The 17504-nt window shown below is 72.9% G+C and carries 14 protein-coding genes; 4 read left to right on the forward strand and 10 right to left on the reverse strand.

Features of this window, described 5'->3' with window-relative positions; translation table 11 throughout:
- Nucleotides 1-29 precede the first annotated feature (29 nt).
- From BLW32_RS12320 to BLW32_RS12330, 3 genes are all read left to right on the forward strand, one after another.
- Nucleotides 30-1205, forward strand: coding sequence for a GGDEF domain-containing protein (locus BLW32_RS12320; protein ID WP_068741998.1), 1176 nt, complete (start codon nucleotides 30-32; stop codon nucleotides 1203-1205).
- Between the two features lie 11 nt (nucleotides 1206-1216).
- Nucleotides 1217-2359, forward strand: a complete 1143-nt coding sequence (locus BLW32_RS12325) for a GGDEF domain-containing protein (RefSeq protein ID WP_068525453.1) — start codon at nucleotides 1217-1219, stop codon at nucleotides 2357-2359.
- A gap of 102 nt (nucleotides 2360-2461) precedes the next feature.
- Nucleotides 2462-4090 (forward strand): ABC-F family ATP-binding cassette domain-containing protein, encoded by a 1629-nt coding sequence (locus tag BLW32_RS12330; RefSeq protein ID WP_068741997.1) that lies wholly within the window; start codon nucleotides 2462-2464, stop codon nucleotides 4088-4090.
- Between the two features lie 12 nt (nucleotides 4091-4102).
- Here the strand turns inward: BLW32_RS12330 and BLW32_RS12335 are convergent, their stop codons facing one another.
- The 8 genes from BLW32_RS12335 to BLW32_RS12375 all read right to left on the reverse strand — a co-directional run bounded on the left by BLW32_RS12335 (nucleotide 4103) and on the right by BLW32_RS12375 (nucleotide 12228).
- The gene (locus BLW32_RS12335; protein ID WP_068525456.1) at nucleotides 4103-4897 is read right to left on the reverse strand and encodes an SDR family NAD(P)-dependent oxidoreductase; all 795 of its coding nucleotides are present in this window, start codon (nucleotides 4895-4897) and stop codon (nucleotides 4103-4105) included.
- A 25-nt stretch (nucleotides 4898-4922) separates the two neighbouring features.
- Nucleotides 4923-5519 (reverse strand): class F sortase, encoded by a 597-nt coding sequence (locus BLW32_RS12340; protein ID WP_068741996.1) that lies wholly within the window; start codon nucleotides 5517-5519, stop codon nucleotides 4923-4925.
- A complete protein-coding gene (locus BLW32_RS12345) occupies nucleotides 5519-6766 on the reverse strand; it encodes a prealbumin-like fold domain-containing protein (RefSeq protein ID WP_068741995.1) in 1248 nt (415 codons plus the stop codon). Before BLW32_RS12345 ends, BLW32_RS12340 begins: the two co-directional genes overlap by 1 nt.
- 85 nt (nucleotides 6767-6851) lie before the next feature.
- Entirely contained in the window at nucleotides 6852-8090 is a 1239-nt protein-coding gene (locus tag BLW32_RS12355; RefSeq protein WP_068741994.1) for a glycosyltransferase, read from the reverse strand.
- A 19-nt stretch (nucleotides 8091-8109) separates the two neighbouring features.
- Nucleotides 8110-8721 carry a TetR/AcrR family transcriptional regulator gene (locus BLW32_RS12360; protein WP_068741993.1) on the reverse strand — a complete coding sequence of 204 codons (612 nt, stop codon included), beginning with the start codon at nucleotides 8719-8721 and terminating at the stop codon, nucleotides 8110-8112.
- 31 nt (nucleotides 8722-8752) lie between these two features.
- On the reverse strand, nucleotides 8753-9529 hold the full coding sequence (locus BLW32_RS12365) for a PIG-L deacetylase family protein (protein ID WP_068741992.1): 777 nt from the start codon (nucleotides 9527-9529) through the stop codon (nucleotides 8753-8755).
- 72 nt (nucleotides 9530-9601) lie between these two features.
- Nucleotides 9602-11266 (reverse strand): AMP-binding protein, encoded by a 1665-nt coding sequence (locus tag BLW32_RS12370; RefSeq protein WP_068741991.1) that lies wholly within the window; start codon nucleotides 11264-11266, stop codon nucleotides 9602-9604.
- Nucleotides 11263-12228 (reverse strand): cyclase family protein, encoded by a 966-nt coding sequence (locus BLW32_RS12375; RefSeq protein ID WP_068525468.1) that lies wholly within the window; start codon nucleotides 12226-12228, stop codon nucleotides 11263-11265. The genes BLW32_RS12370 and BLW32_RS12375 overlap by 4 nt, the downstream gene beginning before the upstream one ends.
- Nucleotides 12229-12375: 147 nt before the next feature.
- Here BLW32_RS12375 and BLW32_RS12380 point away from each other — a divergent pair, with 147 nt between their 5' ends.
- A complete protein-coding gene (locus BLW32_RS12380; RefSeq protein ID WP_068741990.1) occupies nucleotides 12376-13329 on the forward strand; it encodes an AraC family transcriptional regulator in 954 nt (317 codons plus the stop codon).
- Between the two features lie 18 nt (nucleotides 13330-13347).
- Here the strand turns inward: BLW32_RS12380 and BLW32_RS12385 are convergent, their stop codons facing one another.
- A complete protein-coding gene (locus BLW32_RS12385; protein ID WP_068741989.1) occupies nucleotides 13348-16710 on the reverse strand; it encodes an ATP-binding protein in 3363 nt (1120 codons plus the stop codon).
- Entirely contained in the window at nucleotides 16707-17504 is a 798-nt protein-coding gene (locus BLW32_RS12390; RefSeq protein WP_068741988.1) for a DUF4194 domain-containing protein, read from the reverse strand. Before BLW32_RS12390 ends, BLW32_RS12385 begins: the two co-directional genes overlap by 4 nt.

Below are 17504 nucleotides of genomic sequence, written 5' to 3' on the forward strand. Positions count from 1 at the left end.
CTCATCCCCCGTGACGACCGGGAACAGCGTTGGCCGCTGACGCGCGGCGACCGTCCGGCGAGCTGTGGGGACCGGTCGATCTGCCGCTGCTGCTGCGCGCCGGATACCGGGCCCTGACCCGCCGTTCCGGCTGGCGTTACGCGGGGCGCGCGGAGTACGAGCAGGCGACGTCCTGGATCAAGGGACAGGGCGGCGGTATCGCGCTGCGGTTCGTGGTCGGATCCCTCGCACTACTGATGGTGCCGCTGTGCATCGGGGTCCTGTTCTCCGCCGCTCGCCCGCAGACCACCGGCGCGATGATCGTGTTCGCTCTCTCCGCGAGCGGCAGTGCGGTCCTGGGCGTGTGGTGGCTCCGCCTGCGTCACCCCCGGGCCGTGCACGCGATGGCGTTCGTCGCGCTCGCCGACCTCTGCCTGCTCACCGGATGTCTCGCGCAGTTCGGGATCGCCAAGGTCGCCGGCACCACCTACCTCGGCATGCTGGCGATGCTCACCGCGTTCCTGCTCGGGTGGCGAGTCCTGGTCGTGCACTGCGTCTTCTCCCTCGCCGCCATCGCCGCGTGCTCCGCTGCGGCGGTGCACGTCGACGGGGTCCCGATGGGGGAGTTGTACGCGATCCTCGCGCCGGCCGCGACGATCGACTTCGCACTGCCGATGCTCGTCCAGTTCATCGTCGAGTTCGGGCGGCGCGGGATCGGCGTGGTGACCGTCGAGCGCAACCGCGACACCCTCACCGGGCTGTTCAGCCGCGCCGGCCTGCAGGCGACCCTGCGGGGCCTGGTCCACCGGCGTGAGCACGACACCGCGGTCGTGGCCGTCCTCGACCTCGACAGCTTCAAGAGCTACAACGACACCTACGGGCATCTCGCGGGTGACCAGTACCTCGCGGACACCGCGAGCCTGCTCCGGAGCGGCCTGTCGAGCGCCCTGATCGGCCGGATGGGCGGCGACGAGTTCGTGATCGTCGCGCTGCGACTCGGCCGCACGGAGGCCGACGTCGTGATCGGAGACCTCCGTCGCCTCGTGGGCGAGGGCGGCCCGATCGCCGGCAGCGTCGGCCTCGTCGTGCGCCCGCGGATCCAGACGTCCGATCTCCCCGCCGCGATCGGCGAGGCCGATCGGGCGCTCTACATGGCCAAGGCCGACCGCTCGCTCCGCATCGTCGTTCGTGATCTCACCGTGCCGGACGTCGTCGGCCCCGACTAGGCTTTGCGATCGTGACCCCTCGCCAGCGATCGCTCGGTGCCAGCCTTCGTCGGATCGTCCGCGCCCTCACCGACCGGGTCGGATGGCGAGAGGCGGGCCGGGCGGAGTACGCCTTCGCCACGTCGGGCATCATCGGCCAGGGCGGTGGCCTCGCCCTGCGCCTCGTGGTCTCGGGCCTGGCACTCATGATCCTGCCGCTCGCCGCGGTCACCCTGTTCCTGCCGATCCGTCCGGCGACGCCCCTGGCGACCGCGGGGTACCTCGCCGCGGCTGCAGCCGGTACGACGCTCGGTCTGTGGTGGTTGTTCCGGCGCCGACCGTCGTGGCGGGACGCGATCGTCTTCGTGATCTGCGCGGACCTCGTTCTGCTGGTCGGCGGTCTCACGCAGTCCGGCTACGGTCGCATCGGTGCGACGATGTTCTTCGGGATGCTGGCGATGCTCGTCGCCTTTCTCCTGGGGTGGCGGATCCTGTTGCTGCACTGCTTGTTCAGTGCGGCGGTGATCGTGGCGGCGACCGTCATGACCATGCGCATCGACGGGATCGGGTTCAGCGAGTTGTACCCGGTCGTCGCGCCCGCGGCGACCATCGCGATCGCGCTGCCGATGGTGGTGCAGTTCGTGGTCGAGGCGGGGCGCCGCGGGCTCGGCCAGGTCACCGTCGAGCGCGATCACGACACCCTCACCGGGCTGTACGGCCGGCGCGGCCTGGACACCGAGCTGCGACGCCGCCTCCGGGGAGACGACTACCGGGTGTCCGCCGTCGCCGTGCTCGACCTCGACGGCTTCAAGGCGTTCAACGACGCCCACGGCCACCAGGCCGGCGACCGGCGGCTCGTGCAGACGGCGCAGCTGCTGCGCACGGGGGTGCGGAGCGCCGTGCTCGCGCGGATGGGCGGCGACGAGTTCCTCGTGATCGGCACCGGCACCAGCCGGGCCGAGGTCGACGCGATCGTCGGCGATCTCCGGGGCTTGGTCGCCCCGTCCGACGGTGCGCCGCTCATCGCGGGGAGCGTGGGAGTGGTCCTGGTGCCCCGGCTCGACCCGCGCCTGCTGCCGGAGGCGGTCGCGCTCGCGGACGCCGCGCTGTACGAGGCGAAGGCCGACCGCTCGTTGCGGATCGTCGTGCGCGACCCGAGCGGGGTCGTGGCCTGAGTGCCGTCCGCTGCCCCCGGCCCTGGCGCAGCGGGTGAGCAGCGTCACGGCGCGGGAAAGGGAAGTGAGGATCGGACCCCGGAAACGGTAGGCTGGACCGTTGTGATCACCGCGACCGACCTCGAAGTGCGCGCCGGCGTCCGCACTCTGCTGACCGCGCCGGGCGACCAGTTGCGCGTGCAGGCGGGCGACCGGATCGGCCTCGTCGGCCGCAACGGCGCCGGCAAGACCACCACGATGCGCATCCTCGCGGGCGAGGGCGAACCGTACGCGGGCCGCATCATCTCGTCGGGCGACGTGGGCTACCTGCCGCAGGATCCGCGCGAGGGCGACCTCGACGTGCTCGCCAAAGATCGCGTGCTCTCGGCCCGCGGCCTCGACCAGATCGTCGCGCAGATGGCCAAGCAGCAGGTCCGCATGGCCGAGCTGGTCGGGGACGAGCTGGACACCGCGGTCCGCAAGTACGGCAACCTCGAGGAGCGCTTCTCCTCGCTCGGCGGCTACGCCGCGGAGTCCGAGGCGGCGCGGATCTGCAACAGCCTGGCGTTGCCCGAGCGGGTGCTGGAGCAGCCGCTGCGCACCCTGTCCGGCGGCCAGCGTCGCCGTGTCGAGCTGGCGCGCATCCTGTTCGCGGCCTCCGACGGCTCCGGCGGGAAGTCGGACACCACGCTGCTGCTCGACGAGCCCACCAACCACCTCGACGCCGACTCCATCGGGTGGCTGCGCACCTTCCTGCAGAACCACGACGGCGGGCTCATCGTGATCAGCCACGACGTGGACCTGCTCGCCGACGTCGTGAACCGCGTGTGGTTCCTCGACGCCGTCCGCGGCGAGGCCGACGTCTACAACATGGGCTGGAAGAAGTACGTCGACGCCCGCGCCACCGACGAGCAGCGCCGGCGGCGCGAGCGCGCCAACGCCGAGAAGAAGGCGGGCGCGCTGCGCGTGCAGGCCGCGAAGATGGGCGCCAAGGCGACCAAGGCCGTCGCCGCGCAGAACATGCTGCGCCGCGCCGAACGGATGATGAGCGAGCTCGACGACGTGCGCGTCGAGGACAAGACGGCGCGGATCAAGTTCCCCGCGCCGGCGCCGTGCAGCAAGACCCCGCTCATGGTCAAGAACCTCACCAAGACCTACGGCTCGCTGGAGATCTTCACCGGCGTCGACTTCGCCATCGACAAGGGCTCCCGCGTCGTGGTGCTCGGCCTCAACGGCGCGGGCAAGACGACGCTGCTCAAGCTGCTCGCCGGCGTCGAGACGCCGGACACGGGCGGCCTCGAGCCGGGCCGCGGCCTGAAGATCGGGTACTTCGCGCAGGAGCACGACACCCTCGACGACGAGGCGTCCGTGTGGGACAACATCCGGCACGCCTCGCCCGACGCGGGGGAGCAGGACCTGCGTGGCCTGCTGGGCGCGTTCATGTTCACCGGCCCGCAGCTCGAGCAGCCCGCCGGCACCCTCTCCGGCGGTGAGAAGACGCGCCTCGCGCTGGCCGGGCTGGTGTCGTCGGCCGCGAACGTGCTGCTGCTCGACGAGCCGACCAACAACCTGGACCCCGTCAGCCGCGAGCAGGTGCTCGAGGCGCTGCGCTCGTACGACGGCGCCGTCGTCCTGGTGACGCACGACCCGGGCGCCGCCGAGGCGCTGAACCCGGAGCGCGTGATCCTCCTGCCCGACGGTACCGAGGACCACTGGAACGAGGAGTACCAGGAGCTCATCGAGCTCGCCTGAGCCGTCCGCCGGTCAGGGCAGGATCGAGTCCACGTAGCCGCCGTCGACGCGCACGGCGCCGCCGGTGGTGGCGGAGGCGAGCGGCGAGCTGAGGTAGACCACCATGTTGGCGATCTCCTCCGGCTCGATGAGCCGCTGGATCAGGGACTGCGGCCGATGCAGGCGCATGAACTCGCGCTGCGCCTCGTCCCACGGTAGGTCGCGGCTCACCAGCTGGTAGACGAAGTCCTCCACGCCGCCGGTGTGCGTCGGGCCGGCGATCACCGAATTCACGGTGACTCCGGTGCCCGCGGCCGCCTTCGCGAAGCCGCGGGACGCGCCGAGCAACGCGGTCTTGGAGACCCCGTAATGGATCATCTCGGCGGGGATGACGATCGCGGAGTCGCTGGCGATGTTGAGCACGCGGCCCCAGCCGCGGTCCATCATCCCGGGCAGTAGGAGCCGGGTCAGGCGCACCGCGGCGAGCACGTTGACGTCGAAGTAGCGCCGCCACTCGTCGTCGGAGACCTCCAGCGGGTCCTCGGCGCCGAAGACACCCAGGTTGTTGACCAGGACGTCGACCCCGCCGAGCTCGGAGACAGCGTGCTCCGCCTCGATCTCGACGGTGACATCGGCGACCACGGGCACGAGCTCGGCGCCCGGGACCTGCTCGCGGATCGCGGCGATGGCACCGTCGACCCGGCCCTCCGAGCGCCCGTTGATGCCGACGCGCGCTCCCGCCCGCGCGAGGCCGACGGCGATGGCCAGGCCGATGCCCTGGGTGGATCCGGTCACGAGGGCGGTCCGCCCGCTCAGGTCGATGCGCATGCTTTCGACCCTAGCGACGAACGGGTCAGGCGCGCTCCGCGTAGACGAGATCGTTGTTCTCGTACCCCATCGGCGGGCCGATGAACTTCCCGCCGCAGGTGACCAGGATCAGGGTCTCCGGGCCGTCGAGCCGGTTCAGGTCGTCGGTCGGCAGCACGCCCTTGCCGACGGACGCGGTGCGTGTGACGCGGTACCGGACCGCCGCCCCGTCCTTGCCGGTGAGGGTGACCTCGTCGCCGCGGGCGAGGCCGGCGAAGCGCTTCGCGTAGCCGGCGCCCTGCCGGGCGTCGTCCACGTGCCCGGTGACGACGACCGACCCGGCGCCGGACCCCGGGAGCGCGGAGTCGACCCACCAGCCGAGCCGGTTCACGTCGGTGGGCGGGTACAGGGCGCCCTGGGAGTCGGTGGCGACGGCGTCGATCGGGGCCTGCGCCCCGTCGACGGTGACCGCGACCGGCGTCGTCGGCTCCGTCGCGGTCGCGCTCACCGGGGGCCGCAGATCGCTCTGCGCGCTCGGGTTGGACGACGGTGCCGCCGCCGTCCCCTCGACGGTGCTCCCGCACCCCGCGAGGGCGAGCACCGCCGCGGCCGCGACGACGAGGGACCGTGCGCCGCGCAGCATCAGACGGTCCGTCCGGACGGGATGGACGCGATCGGCACGCGGACTCCGGGGTTGCGGACCACCGGGCCGGCGCCGATCTTCGAGTTGGTCACCCGGACCTGGAACTGTGGTGTCAGGCGTACCTCGAAGGCGACGGCCGCGGCGTCGCGGACGTAACCCGCCGGGGCGGCCGTCTCGATGGCCCGGTAGCAGCCCGACGGCAGCGAGAAGGCGGCGACGCCGTTCTCGCCGGTGGTCACGGCGCGGACGGCCTCGTCGGAGCCGCAGCGCGCGATCACGAAGGACGCGCCCGCGAGCGGGGCCCCGGTGACGCGGTCGGTCTTGACCAGCGTGCCGTTGGTCTCGACCTCGCCGGGTGGGATCGTGACGCCGCAGCGGAAGCGGAAGGCGAGCCGGTTCACGCCGTTGCCCTCGACGCGGGAGTAGGCGTTCGGGCCCAGCAGCACGCACGAGGACGGCCACGCGGTGGGCACCACGCTGACGCAGTCGCGGGGGAAGGCGCCCCCGCCGTCGCCCGCGCTGTCGGTGCGCGCCCCGCCCAGCGGCCGCCAGGTGTCGCACTCCGCGACCGCGTACTCCGAGGCGACGCCCCGGCCGTCCTGATCGCGCGCGGCGAGGGTGAAGCGGACGTGCCGGTTCGGCGGCGTCGTCGTCGACGTCGGCGGGACGATCCCGCCGCGCTCCAGGCTGAAGAGGAAGTCGACACGCCCCGAGGTCGACGTCCTCGTCTGCACCGACGGAGAGGCGAGGTGCCAGTTGGTCGGCACGTTCACCACGGTGGCGCGGACGCACGGGCCGGTCACCGTCGTGGCGCCGCCGTGCGAGAGCGTCGCCGCCGGGCCGCCGGAGCAGCCCTGGACCCGGACGGTCGCGCCGGGCACGCCGACGCCCTGCGTCTTCGCGTCGATGATCTGCACCGCGGCGACGGTGAGCCGGCCGGGCGGGCCCTGCGGCGGCGTCGTGGTGGTCGGCAGCGGCGTGGTCGGGAGCGTGATCGTCGGCGACGGGGTGACGGTCGCCGGGGTGCTCGGCGTGGGGGCCGGGGTGGTGGTCGTCGGCTTCTGCGTCGGCGTGGGCGCCGGTGGCGTGGTCGTCGTAGTGGCCGGAGCCTGCGTCGTGACCGGTGCCGGGGCCGGTGTGGTCGGCTCGGCCCCCGCGACCGCGGGCACCAGGCCCAGCATCGGGATGAGCGCCGCCGGCAGCACCAGCGCGCTTCGGATCCGGTTCCTCCGGTTCGGGTTCCGCATCGCGTCCTCCTCGTTGTGATTCCCCCTGCGGCGATGTCCGCCGACATGAGGGAATCGCGACGCGACGCGGATTCCGTTAGCCGTGTTACGAGATCGTTATGGCCCGCTCCACCGCCTCGAGCACGGCCGATGCGCCGTCCTCGGCGGTGATCGCGCTGCTCAGGGCCCCGGCGGCGGCGCGGTAGCCGGCGTCGTCCACGGCGGCACGTATCGCGTCGGCGAGGGCGGAAACCGTGACCTTCGTCCGCGGGATCGGGGCGGTGGCCGCGCCCAGCGCGTGGATCCGGTTCGCCCAGAAGAACTGGTCCGCGCCGGGCGAGGGGAGCGGCACCGTCGGGACGCCCGCGCGGAGGGCGGACCCGGTCGTGCCCGCGCCGCACGAGTGCACGACGGCGGCGACGCGCGGGAACAGCCACGAGTACGGGACGGCTCCGATGTTCAGGACGTCGGCGCGGTCCGGGACGCGCAGCCCCGCGCCGCCGGACTGGACGATGCCGCGGACTCCGGCACGGCGGAGCGCATCGTCGAGCACCGCGGAGAGGCGGTCCCGCTCCGCGGCCGGGACCATGAGCGATCCGAGGCCGATGAGCACGGGCGGCGGTCCGCCGGCGAGGAAGGACTCGAGCTCGCCCGGCGGTGCCCAGCCCTCCGGTTCGGGGGACCACCAGTAGCCGGTGACGTCGATCCCGGGCCGCCAATCGGCGGGGCGGGGCAGCACGGCGGGCGACCAGCCACCCAGGACGGGCTGCCGCGCCGCCGCACGGTCGCGCCGGAGTCGGCGGGCCGAGCGTCGCGGGAGCCCGAGGTCGCGGCGCAGGTCGGCGACGACGCCGTTGTACAGAGTGTCGACGGCGCGTTCGGCGGCCCGGCCCGCCGTGAGGTTGAGCGCGCCACCCGCCGACCGCGCGGCGAGGAGGCTCGGCGGGAACGCGCGGGTGGCGGAGACCGGCTGCAGGCGCAGCGGGATCCCCGGGACCCCACGGGCCTCGGCGAGTGCCTGGCCCGCGGGTTCGGCGAAGGGCGTCATGAGCACGACGTCCGCGGGGACGTCCTCGACGGCGCCGAGCAGGGTGCGGCTCAGCTGCCGGATCCCGGCGGGCTTGACCAGCGCCATCGCGTCCTTGAGGGAGGGCTCCCCGGACGGTTCGCCGAGGTCGATGTCGACGGCGCGCGCGTCGAGGCCGAGGGCCGCGGTCTCGGCGGCGAGCTCGGTGTTGGTGGTGATGGTGACCCCGTGGCCGGCGCGCTGCAGGCGCAGGCCGAGCCCGGCCAGCGGCATGGTATCGCCGCGGGAGCCGTAGGTGGCGATCAGGACGTGGGCCATGGGTGCCTCGATTCGTGGGTCAGGGTGCGCAGGCGCGGAGGAAGGCGTCGACGAGGTCGTCGGCGTAGCCGTCCAGGTCGAAGGCGGGGTCGACGAGGAGGTTGAACATCGCGGTGCCGATCGCGCCCCGGACGGCGGAGGCGATCGACGCGGGGGTGAGCGGGCGGAATTCGCCGCTCTCCACGCCGCCGCGGAGGATCGCCTCGAGCTCGACGCGTGTCCGGGCCTCGTCGTGCTCGCGGTCGACCGGCAGATCCCACAATCGCACGCCGCCCTTGCCGCGGAAGCCGTCGCCGATCTCGGTGATCGCGACCTGATGGGCGGGGTGGGTCCGCAGGTAGCCGAGGTGCGCGCGGATGTGGGCCTCGAGCTTGCCGGCGGCCGTCGGGGCCGCGTCGACGGCGGGGACCATGGCCTCGAACAGGGTGCGGTAGCACTCGGAGACGACCGAGACGATGAGGCTGTCCTTGTCGCCGAAGTGGTAGAGCACCACGCTCATCGCGACGCCGGCGCGGTCGGCGATCTTCCGGACGGAGGCCTGCGCGTAGCCGAGCTCCGCGATGGCGTCGATGGCGCACGCCGTGATCTGGGCGCGGCGGGCCTGCTCGGTGAACGTCTCCGTAGATCGCATGATCTAACTATAGATCACTTGATCTACACGGTCACAGGAGGCGGTCCGCCGGCGACGTGGCGCCCGCCGGTTCCAGGTAGTACTCGGTGCCGACCAGCGGCGCGAGCAACCACGCGGGGACGCGGAGCACCAGGCGGAGGATTCGCGCGACGGTCCCGGCTTTCGCGATCTCGGAGCGGTGGGCCGCGAGCGCGCGCTGCTTGGCCGCGACGTGCCTGCGCACGTCGACACGGTGCGTGATCTCGGCCGCGGGCGTGAACCAGGTGCGTGCCTGCTCGAGGTGCCCGGGCCGCAGGAACCGCAGGTGGACGGCGATCGCGAGGATCCGCAGGATCGCTTCGCGCGGCGCCGTGGCCTCCGCGAGCCGGACGCCTGTCAGCTCGGCGGCGCGGCGAGCGATGTCGTGCACGGCGAGGTGGTCGCGGTGCCGGTAGCCGCCGGCCTCGTCGGAGCCGAGCAGGAGGTCGGCGGAGACCTCGTGCAGGATCGCCGCGAGCCGCTCGGCGGGCTCCTCGATCCCGGCACGCACGAGCCGTACCCGGCCCGGCGGGTCCGGGTACAGCTCCCCACCGTGCCCGCTGTCGGCGTAACCCAGCCAGCGCACCTCGTGGACGCCCAGTTCCGCCGCGGCCGCGGACAATTCGTCGAGCCGCAGGCGCGGCTCGGGTTCGTCGTCGCCGCGCATCATCCCGTCGGTGGCGACGACGATCACGACGCGGTGCCCCTCCGTCGCGAACCGCGCGAGCGTGCCGCCCGCGAGCAGCGTCTCGTCGTCCGGGTGGGCGTTGAGCGCGACGACCGAGGCCATGCGCTCTGTATAGCAGTTCCGCGGCCCCCGGGCCCGCCGCCGGTCCGCCGCCGGGCGGCGGACCGCGCGGGATCAGGCGTCGCGCAGCTCGCGGCGCAGGATCTTCCCGGTCACCGTCTTCGGAAGCTCCTCCACGATCCGGACGTCGCGGGGGTACTTGTAGGCGGCCATGCGCTCGCGGCAGTGCGCGATCAGGTCCTCCGGGGAGGCGTCGGCGCCCGGCATCAGGCTGACGAAGGCGCGCACCGTCTCGCCCCGCACCTCGTCCGGCACGCCGACGACGGCCGCCTCCCGGACCGCGGGGTGCTCGGCGAGCACGTCCTCGACCTCGCGCGGCCACACCTTGTAGCCCGAGGCGTTGATCATGTCCTTCTTGCGGTCGACGATGAACACCCAGCCGCGATCGTCCATGAAGCCCACGTCGCCGCTGTGCAGCGCGCCCCCGGGGATCCCGGCCGCGGTCTCCTCGGGCTTGTTCCAGTAGCCGGCGACCACCTGGGGCCCCTCGGCGACGATCTCGCCGATCTCCCCGAGCGGGAGGTCCGCACCGTCGTCCCCGACGATCCGCACCACCGTCGACGGTGCCGGCAGCCCCACCGACAGCGCCCCGGAGTCCGGATCGACGGGGATCTCCACGCCGTACGGCGAGACCGTCATGGGGCTCGTGGTCTCGGTGAGCCCGTAGGCGTTGTGCAGGGGCCGGCCGGTCGCCTCGGCGAAGCGTCGCGCGGCCGTCGGGGAGATCGGCGCGCCGCCCGAGTACACGGACGTCAGGGAGGCGAGCGCGTCCCGGTCGTAGTCCGCGTGGTTGAGGAGCGCGTTGAACGCGGTCACCGCGCCGATCGTGCAGGTGGGGCGGTGCTCACGCATCGTCTCCAGCATCACCGCGGGATCGAAGCGGTAGGCCAGGATCATCGGCATCGGGGCGAGCATGCTCAGCGCGATGTGCCCGATGAGGCCGGTGATGTGGAACAGGGGCGCGATCGCGAGCACCGCCGCGTCGGGGCCGGGCGCGAACTTCGCCGCGTCCCGGTAGACCGTCGCGGTGAAGACCACGTTGCGGTGGGTGTTGATCGCGCCCTTCGGCTTGCCCGTGGTGCCCGAGGTGTAGGTGAGGAAGGCGGTGTCGCCCGGCGCGGGAGCGACCGGCGGTGGGACCTCGCCGCGGTGCGCCGCGATGAACTCCAGCAGGTCCGTCGCGCCGTCGGGCGTCGCGCGACGGGGAGCGGGGAACAGCCGCGGGTCGGCGCGGCTCTGCAGGTCGAGCCCGCTCGTGGTGAAGACCGTGCGGACAGCGGTGGCCGGGACCACCTCGCGCGCGATCTCCTCGTACAGGTCGTCGAGCGCGATCAGCGCGGTCGCGCCCGAGTCGAGGAGCAGGTTCTCGAGCTCCCGGGCGCGGCTCATCGGGTTGATCGAGACGGTGCAGCCGCCGGCCTTCCAGGCGGCGATCATGCCGATCACGAACTGCGGGACGTTCTGCAGGTAGAGCGCCAGGCGGTCCCCGGGTGCGAAGCCCTCGGCGAGCAGGCCGGCGGCCAAAGCGTCCGTGAGCTCGTCCAGCTCGCGGCGGGTGATCGCCCCGTCGAAGTAGCGGATCGCCGCCTGGTCGGGGTGGCTCGCCACGCCCGCGCGGAACATGGCGAGGGCGCTGTCGAAGGCGATGTCCACCTCGGCGGGCAGCGTCTCGTACCGGCCGGCCCACGGCCGCTGCGCGGCTCCCGGAACCGCGGTCACTTCACCACGACCGGGTTGACGGGCGCGCCGCTGCCCTGGGCGATCTTCAGCGGGGCGGCGGTGTACATGAACTCGTAGACGCCGTCGGCGGCGCAGTCCGCGGCCAGGGCCTCGAGGTCGGTGATCTCGGTGAAGACGACGCCCAGGTTGCGCATCAACGCGCAGTGCAGGGTGAGCGCGACGCCGTTGTTCTGGTCGGTGGTGACCTCGTTGGCGATGGTGTCGGTCACCAGGTTCGGGATCTCCCGGTCGGCGAACCACTGCACCAGCTCCGGGCTGTACTGGAGACCGGGCTCGCAGAAGCCCTCGTAGAACGCGTCGCCGAGCTCGAAGAAGAGCTGCAGGTAGTTGGTGCGGATGAGCAGCACGTCGCGCGGGCGCAGCTCCACACCCTGCGCGGCGGCGCACGCCTCGAGGTCGGTGTGGTCGAAGGTCTCCGCGGTGTCGAGGTGCTCCTTGCCGCGGAAGCGCGCCATGTCGAGCAGCACGCCGCGGCCCACGACGCCGCGTTGCGCGATCGGCTCGACACTGGCGACGTCCATGCCGCCGACGGTGGTGCGGGCGTCGTAGCCGTTCCACAGTTTGCCGTCGTACCAGACGTGGCCCAGGGCGTCGTACTGTGTGGAGCCCTGCAGGAAGGCGTCGATCTTGTCGTCGGCGTAGTGCAGGCCGCCGGGGAACTGCGGCGCCTCCGCGCCGTCCCAGCTGGCCTCGTCCATGATCTGCGTGCGGACCGCGGGGCTGCGGCCGGGCCAGACGGGGTCGCCCTTCGGGTCGCCGATGAGCCGCTGCAGGGTGAAGACCTTGCCGCTGCGGACCAGCGCCGCGGCGGCGATCGCCTGCTCCGGGCCGAGGTAGTTGAGCGAGCCCACCTCGTCGTCGGGGCCCCACTTGCCCCAGTTGGACGGTGCCTGGGCGAGCAGGTCGCCGAGGTCGGGCGCGGTCACGGTCTGTTCGGTCATCGGTCCTCCTACGGATGGTCCGCCGGGCCCACCCGGCGGTGACGCGTGTCACAATCGAAGGTAGGAAGCGCGCGACGGCGGGAGGTTCGCCCGCGCGCACGGTTCTTTCGCGCAGGCGCACGCGCCGCGGGAGGGGAGGAGCAGGGCGTGCCGTACACCATCGACGGCCTGGTCACCGGGGCCGAGCGGCGCCTGACCGGCTCCCGCGCGCACGGCGCGTGGCGCGACTGGTGCAGCGGCGTCCACGGCGAGTTCGACATCTCCTTCGACGGCGACGGCTACCGCGGCGACGTGCTGCGCCAACGCACCGAGGAGTACCAGCTCGTCTCCTGGACCAGCCAGCGCGAGCACGTGCGGCGCGACGCCCGCGGCATCCGCAACGACCCGCGCGGCCACTACGAGCTGTTCATGCCCCTGAAGGGTGCGCTGCACGTCGGCGGCGACGTCACGGAGGGCGCCCTGCTGCCGGGGGAGATGGTGCTCGTCTCCATCGACTCGCCCTTCGTGCTCGCGCACGACGACGACGCCTCGGCGCTCGCCCTGCTCATCCCCGAGCACCGGGTCTCCCGGACGCTCGGTTCGGTCGCCAAGGAGGGGGTACGGCTGCGCGGCGGCCGCGGCTTGGGCCGCGTCACGCGCGACCTGGCGGCGGCGCTGATCGATGAGCGGGAGCAGCTCACCGCCGCCGAGTTCGACGCCGCCTGCGACCGGGCCGTGGACCTGTTCTGCCTCGCGGCGAGCGGTGAGGCCGACGGTGCCGGCACCGCCGACGACGACGTCCGGGCCGCGGTGCTCCGCCACGTGCGCGCGCACGCCACCGAGCCGGATCTCAGCCTGGCCGGGGTCGCGGCGGCCGTCGGCTGGTCGGCCCGGCACATCCAGGCGGTGCTCTCCCGCACGGGCGAGACCTTCTCCGACGCCGTGCGCGGCGAGCGCCTCGACCTCGCCCGGGACCGGCTCACCGATCCGCGCTGGGCCGCACGCGGGATCTCCTTCATCGCCGACTCCGTCGGCTACGGCTCCGCGAGCGCCTTCAGCACGGCGTTCAGCCGGCGGTTCGGCCGCACGCCGCGCGCACACCGCGCCGGCGCAGCCGACTGACGCACGGCCGGGGCCGGATCAGCGCGACGGGGTGAGCTCGCCGAACGTCGCGTACCGGGCGTCCGAGCGGGCACCGTCGGGCGTGACCTGCTTGTCGACGAGGATGACCTGCCCGATGAACGGCTCGACGATGCCGACCATGCGGATCGGGGCGGCGATGAGCAGCTGGAAGCCGAACTGCTCGAAGGCCCGCAGCGACTGCGCCGAGAAGCGCTCATCCGACTTGCTGAAGGCCTCGTCGAGCATGAGCGGCGCGAAGGCGGGCTCGTTCGATCCGTCGATCCCGTGTGAGCCGAGCGCGAAGCTCAGCGCCGCCGCGAGGCAGAAGGCGACCAGCTTCTCCTGCTCGCCGCCGGAGTTGGTGGCGGTGTTGCGGTAGGTGACCACCGCGGGGGCGTCCGGCTCAGCGCCGGCGGCGTTCTCCTTGCCGTAGAAGGAGTAGCCCGTGCGGACGTCGAGGACGTTCTCCGTCCACCGGCGCGACTCGGGGTCGTCGCCGGTCAGGCGCAGCACCAGGCCTCGGATCCGCTTGAATTGCGCGGCCATCGCCGCCGGCTCCGCCCGCTTCGCGGCGGGGGCGTCGCGGACCATGTCGTCGACGAGTTTCGCGAACTCCGTGGCCTCCGGCGTCGGGCGGGCGGCGTAGGCGATCTGCAGGTAGGTGCCCTCGTTGAACTCCACCCGGCGCAGGCCCGCGTTGACGTCGGCGATGCCGCGGGTGATGGCCCGGTGCGTGTCGTCGACCTCCTTGAACAGGTTCGACACCGAGTGGCTGACGTCGGTCGTGATGAGCCGCCGGAACTTCTCCGTGGCCGCCGCGAGCCCGTGCGCGACGAGGTTCTCGTGCACGGCCACGAAGTCCGGGGCGGACGCCACATCGGCGGACAGCTCGGTCGAGGCGTCCGGCCACTCGCGCAGGAACTGCTCCGCGGTGCGGACGATCCGGGCCTCGGCGGCGTCCCGTTCGGCGGTGGCCGCCGCCTGCTGGCGCTCCAACTCGGCGCGGAGGTCGGCGCGGACCTCGCCGAAGGTGTCGAGGGTGAGCCGGCGCGGCTTCGCCTCGTCGGCCGTGAGCAGGTGCCACAGCGCGGTGGCGAGGAAGTCCTCGTCGGGCTCCGCGAGCTTCGGCGCGCTCTCGGCGTCGATCTTCTCGAACTCGGCCAGCAGGTCGTCGAACTCCGTGCCGGCGCGGTTCATGGTCTCGGTCAGCGCGCCGATGCGGGTCTGCGCCTCGGCCAGCTCGCCGTAGGCGTTGTCGGCCTGCAGCTCCAGCTCCCCGAGGTCGGCGTTGCCGGAGCGGGCGTCGGAGATCCGGTCGGCCAGCTCCTCGGCCTCGGCCTTCGCCGCCCAGTGGTCGAGCTCGGCCCACGACGTGTACCCGAGCACACCGGCCGCGCTGTCGGCGACGGCCTTGTGCTCGGCGAGGTCGTCGCGCAGGGTCGCCGACGCCTCGGCGGCCTTGGCGTGGACGGCGGCCAGCTCGTCACGGCGGCGCTGCAGCGCCTCGCGCTTGCTGCCGGTGTTGGTGCCGAGCACCCACTGCGAGCGGTCGGCGACGGCGCGGCGGTCGTCCTTGCGGAACCGGCCGCCCGCGTTCTTGACGAGGCCCTCGGCGGTGACGGCCTGCTCGTGCTTCTCCAGCTCGTCGGGGGAGTCCACGCACGTGTGCCGTGCGGCGCGCGCGACCGCGCCGGCCAGCCACCGTCCGGCCGCGCTCGCGGTGTCCACGGTCAGCTTGGTGGCCAGGGAGCCGGGTTCCGGGCGCGTGGGGTCGGCACCGTCGACCACCTGGTAGGTGAGCACGCCGTGCACCCGGTTCGCGTTGACGTAGTCGGCGACCGCGCGCTGGTGCTCGGCGGGCACGAGCAGCGTCGTGGCCAGCGGCCGCAGCACGCGCTCGGCGGCGCCGGCCCACGTCGCCTGCTCGTCGGGCTCGACGTCGATCAGCTCCGCCGCGTACGGCAGGTCCTCGGCGGGAACGCCGGTGGCGCGGGCGATCACGTCGCGCTGGTCGAGCAGGGCGGGCGGCAGCAGCGAGGCGCGGCGGTCGAGCACGGACAGCTCGTCGTCGACGGATTCGACGGCGCGCCGCGCGTCCGACTCGTCCGTGTAGGCGGAATGCACGCGCCCGGCGAGGGCCTCGGCGGCCTCGGTGGCGCGGTCGCGGATGCCGGGGACCTGCTCGCGCAGCGCGGCGAACTCCTCCGCCGACTCCGGCGCGCGCTCGCCCAGCTTCTCCACGGCGGCGGCGAACCGCTCGTACGCGCGTTGGCGGGCTTGGGTCTGCAGCTCGCGCGACTGCAGCTCGGCCTCGAGCACCCCGACCTCGCCCTGTTCCTGCCGGAGCCGGTGCAGCAGGTCGTTGTAGCGCATCTTGCGCTCCTCGGCCCTGTCCTCCCAGCGGGCGATCTGCGCGTCCATGCCGGCGCGCTCGCCCTCGATCCGGTCCATCTGCTCCTGCAGCAGCCGCAGCTTGTGCCCGCGCAGGTAGGACCGCACGGGCGCGCCGAGCAGGTCGGCGGCGCGGGTCGTGCCGACGGTGGCGGAGCGGTACGTCTCGTAGGCCTCCGGCATCGGCCGCAGCACCTTCTCCTGCGCCTCGGCGCGGGCCGCGGCCCGGTAGGCCTCGTCGAGCTGGGTGAAGTTCTCCACGAGGCGCTCGGCGCGGGCGTAGGTCTGCGGCCGGTCCAGCATGTAGGTGCGGATGAAGGCGTCGAGGTCGCCGACGTTCTTCATCGCCTTGGCCTTGCCGAGCAGCGCCAGCGCGGCGCTGGAGGTGCCGATGCCGACCCGGCGGCGCAGCGCGTCCTGGTAGGCGGCCTGGGTGTCGAAGGACTCGACGCCACTGTGCCGCGCGCGCCAGCCCCGGGTGTCGAAGCCGGCGGTCGCCCACTCCTGCAGGTCCAGGAGATCGAAAGCGCCGGAGTGGATCTGGTACCAGGACTTGAGCGAGGCGCCGTCGGTGCCGCTGCCCGGAAACCACTTCACGGCGACGGCCGTCGTGACGTTGCCCGCGCCGTTGTCGTAGGTCGCCGCGACCGCCGACCACGTGGCCGAATCGCCGCGCAGGTACTGCACCTTGGACTGCTGGTGCTCGTCGTCGTTGACCGACCACGCGCCGCGGACGTAGTCCGCCATGGAGCGGGCGGCGCGCTTGGCGCCCTTGGCAGTCATGTCGGCGGAGGCGTTGAAGGACTGGTCGTACGTGGGCAGCAGCACCACCGAATGCGCGTCCATCAGCGAGCTCTTGCCCGAGCCCGACGGGCCGGTGAGGATCACGCCCCGCTCGTCGATGGGGAAGTCCTTGTAGCCGTCGAACGTGCCCCAGTTGACCACCTGCAGGCGGGTCAGGCGGTACTGGCCGAGATGCTTGCGGGTCACTGCTGCTCCTGCGTCTCGTTCTCGGGTTCGACGGTGCTGTCCTCGCCGTCCTGCTCTTCTGCTCCGTCGACGGGGGCCGCCGCCTCGCCCAGGTCCTGATCGGTGCTGGCCAGGTCGCGGTACGCGGCGGTGTACAGGTCCACCTGCTCGGGGGTGAGCAGGGAGGCGATCACCGAGTGCACGGCGTACCGGTCGCTGGTGCCGACTCGGCGGATCAGGCGGCGGGTCTCCAGCTGGTTGATCGCCGCGTCGGCCTTCTTCACGAAGCCCGCCTCGTCGGTGTCGCGCGCGGGTCGGAAGGTCAGCAGGTGGTCGATCATCTCCTGCCGCTCCACGACCGCGGTCTCGTCCGGGCTGGACAGGTGCTTGAGGCGCAGGAACAGCGCCAGCACCGACCCGGCGAGCGAGAGGCTCTGCGCGCGCAGCAGATTCCGCTGCCGCGGGTCGTTCTCGCTGACCTGGCGGGTGAAGGCGTGCTTGGTCTCGCGGTTGATCTCCAGCAGGAGGTTCAGTTCGGAGAGCCGGCTGCGCAGCAGCGTCTCCTCGGCCTCGATCACCGCCCAGTTCTTCGACCGCGACGAGACGTGCGGCGCCGCGATCAGTTCCTGTAGCGCGTAGCAGACCGAGTTCGGCAGGGCGGAGGTGTCGCCGTCGAACCGCGGCGCGGTGTCGGCGCCGCGGAGCGACTTCACGGCCTCGTCGTCGGCGATGCTGAAGTCGGCGAGGTCGATCTCTGGCAGGCCCTCGTCGGCGGGTACGTCCAGCGTGTCGTCGAGCTGCGTCTCGTCGGTCAT

This window comes from Tsukamurella tyrosinosolvens (assembly GCF_900104775.1).
Taxonomy (GTDB): Bacteria; Actinomycetota; Actinomycetes; order Mycobacteriales; family Mycobacteriaceae; genus Tsukamurella; species Tsukamurella tyrosinosolvens.

Coding starts and splice junctions, on each gene's coding strand:
- BLW32_RS12365 (WP_068741992.1), bottom strand. CDS start 9,529: ATGGCCTCGGTCGTCGCGCTCAACGCCCACCCGGACGACGAGACGCTG.
- BLW32_RS12390 (WP_068741988.1), bottom strand. CDS start 17,504: ATGACCGACGAGACGCAGCTCGACGACACGCTGGACGTACCCGCCGAC.
- BLW32_RS12360 (WP_068741993.1), bottom strand. CDS start 8,721: ATGCGATCTACGGAGACGTTCACCGAGCAGGCCCGCCGCGCCCAGATC.
- BLW32_RS12335 (WP_068525456.1), bottom strand. CDS start 4,897: ATGCGCATCGACCTGAGCGGGCGGACCGCCCTCGTGACCGGATCCACC.
- BLW32_RS12375 (WP_068525468.1), bottom strand. CDS start 12,228: ATGACCGAACAGACCGTGACCGCGCCCGACCTCGGCGACCTGCTCGCC.
- BLW32_RS12345 (WP_068741995.1), bottom strand. CDS start 6,766: ATGCGGAACCCGAACCGGAGGAACCGGATCCGAAGCGCGCTGGTGCTG.
- BLW32_RS12340 (WP_068741996.1), bottom strand. CDS start 5,519: ATGCTGCGCGGCGCACGGTCCCTCGTCGTCGCGGCCGCGGCGGTGCTC.
- BLW32_RS12355 (WP_068741994.1), bottom strand. CDS start 8,090: ATGGCCCACGTCCTGATCGCCACCTACGGCTCCCGCGGCGATACCATG.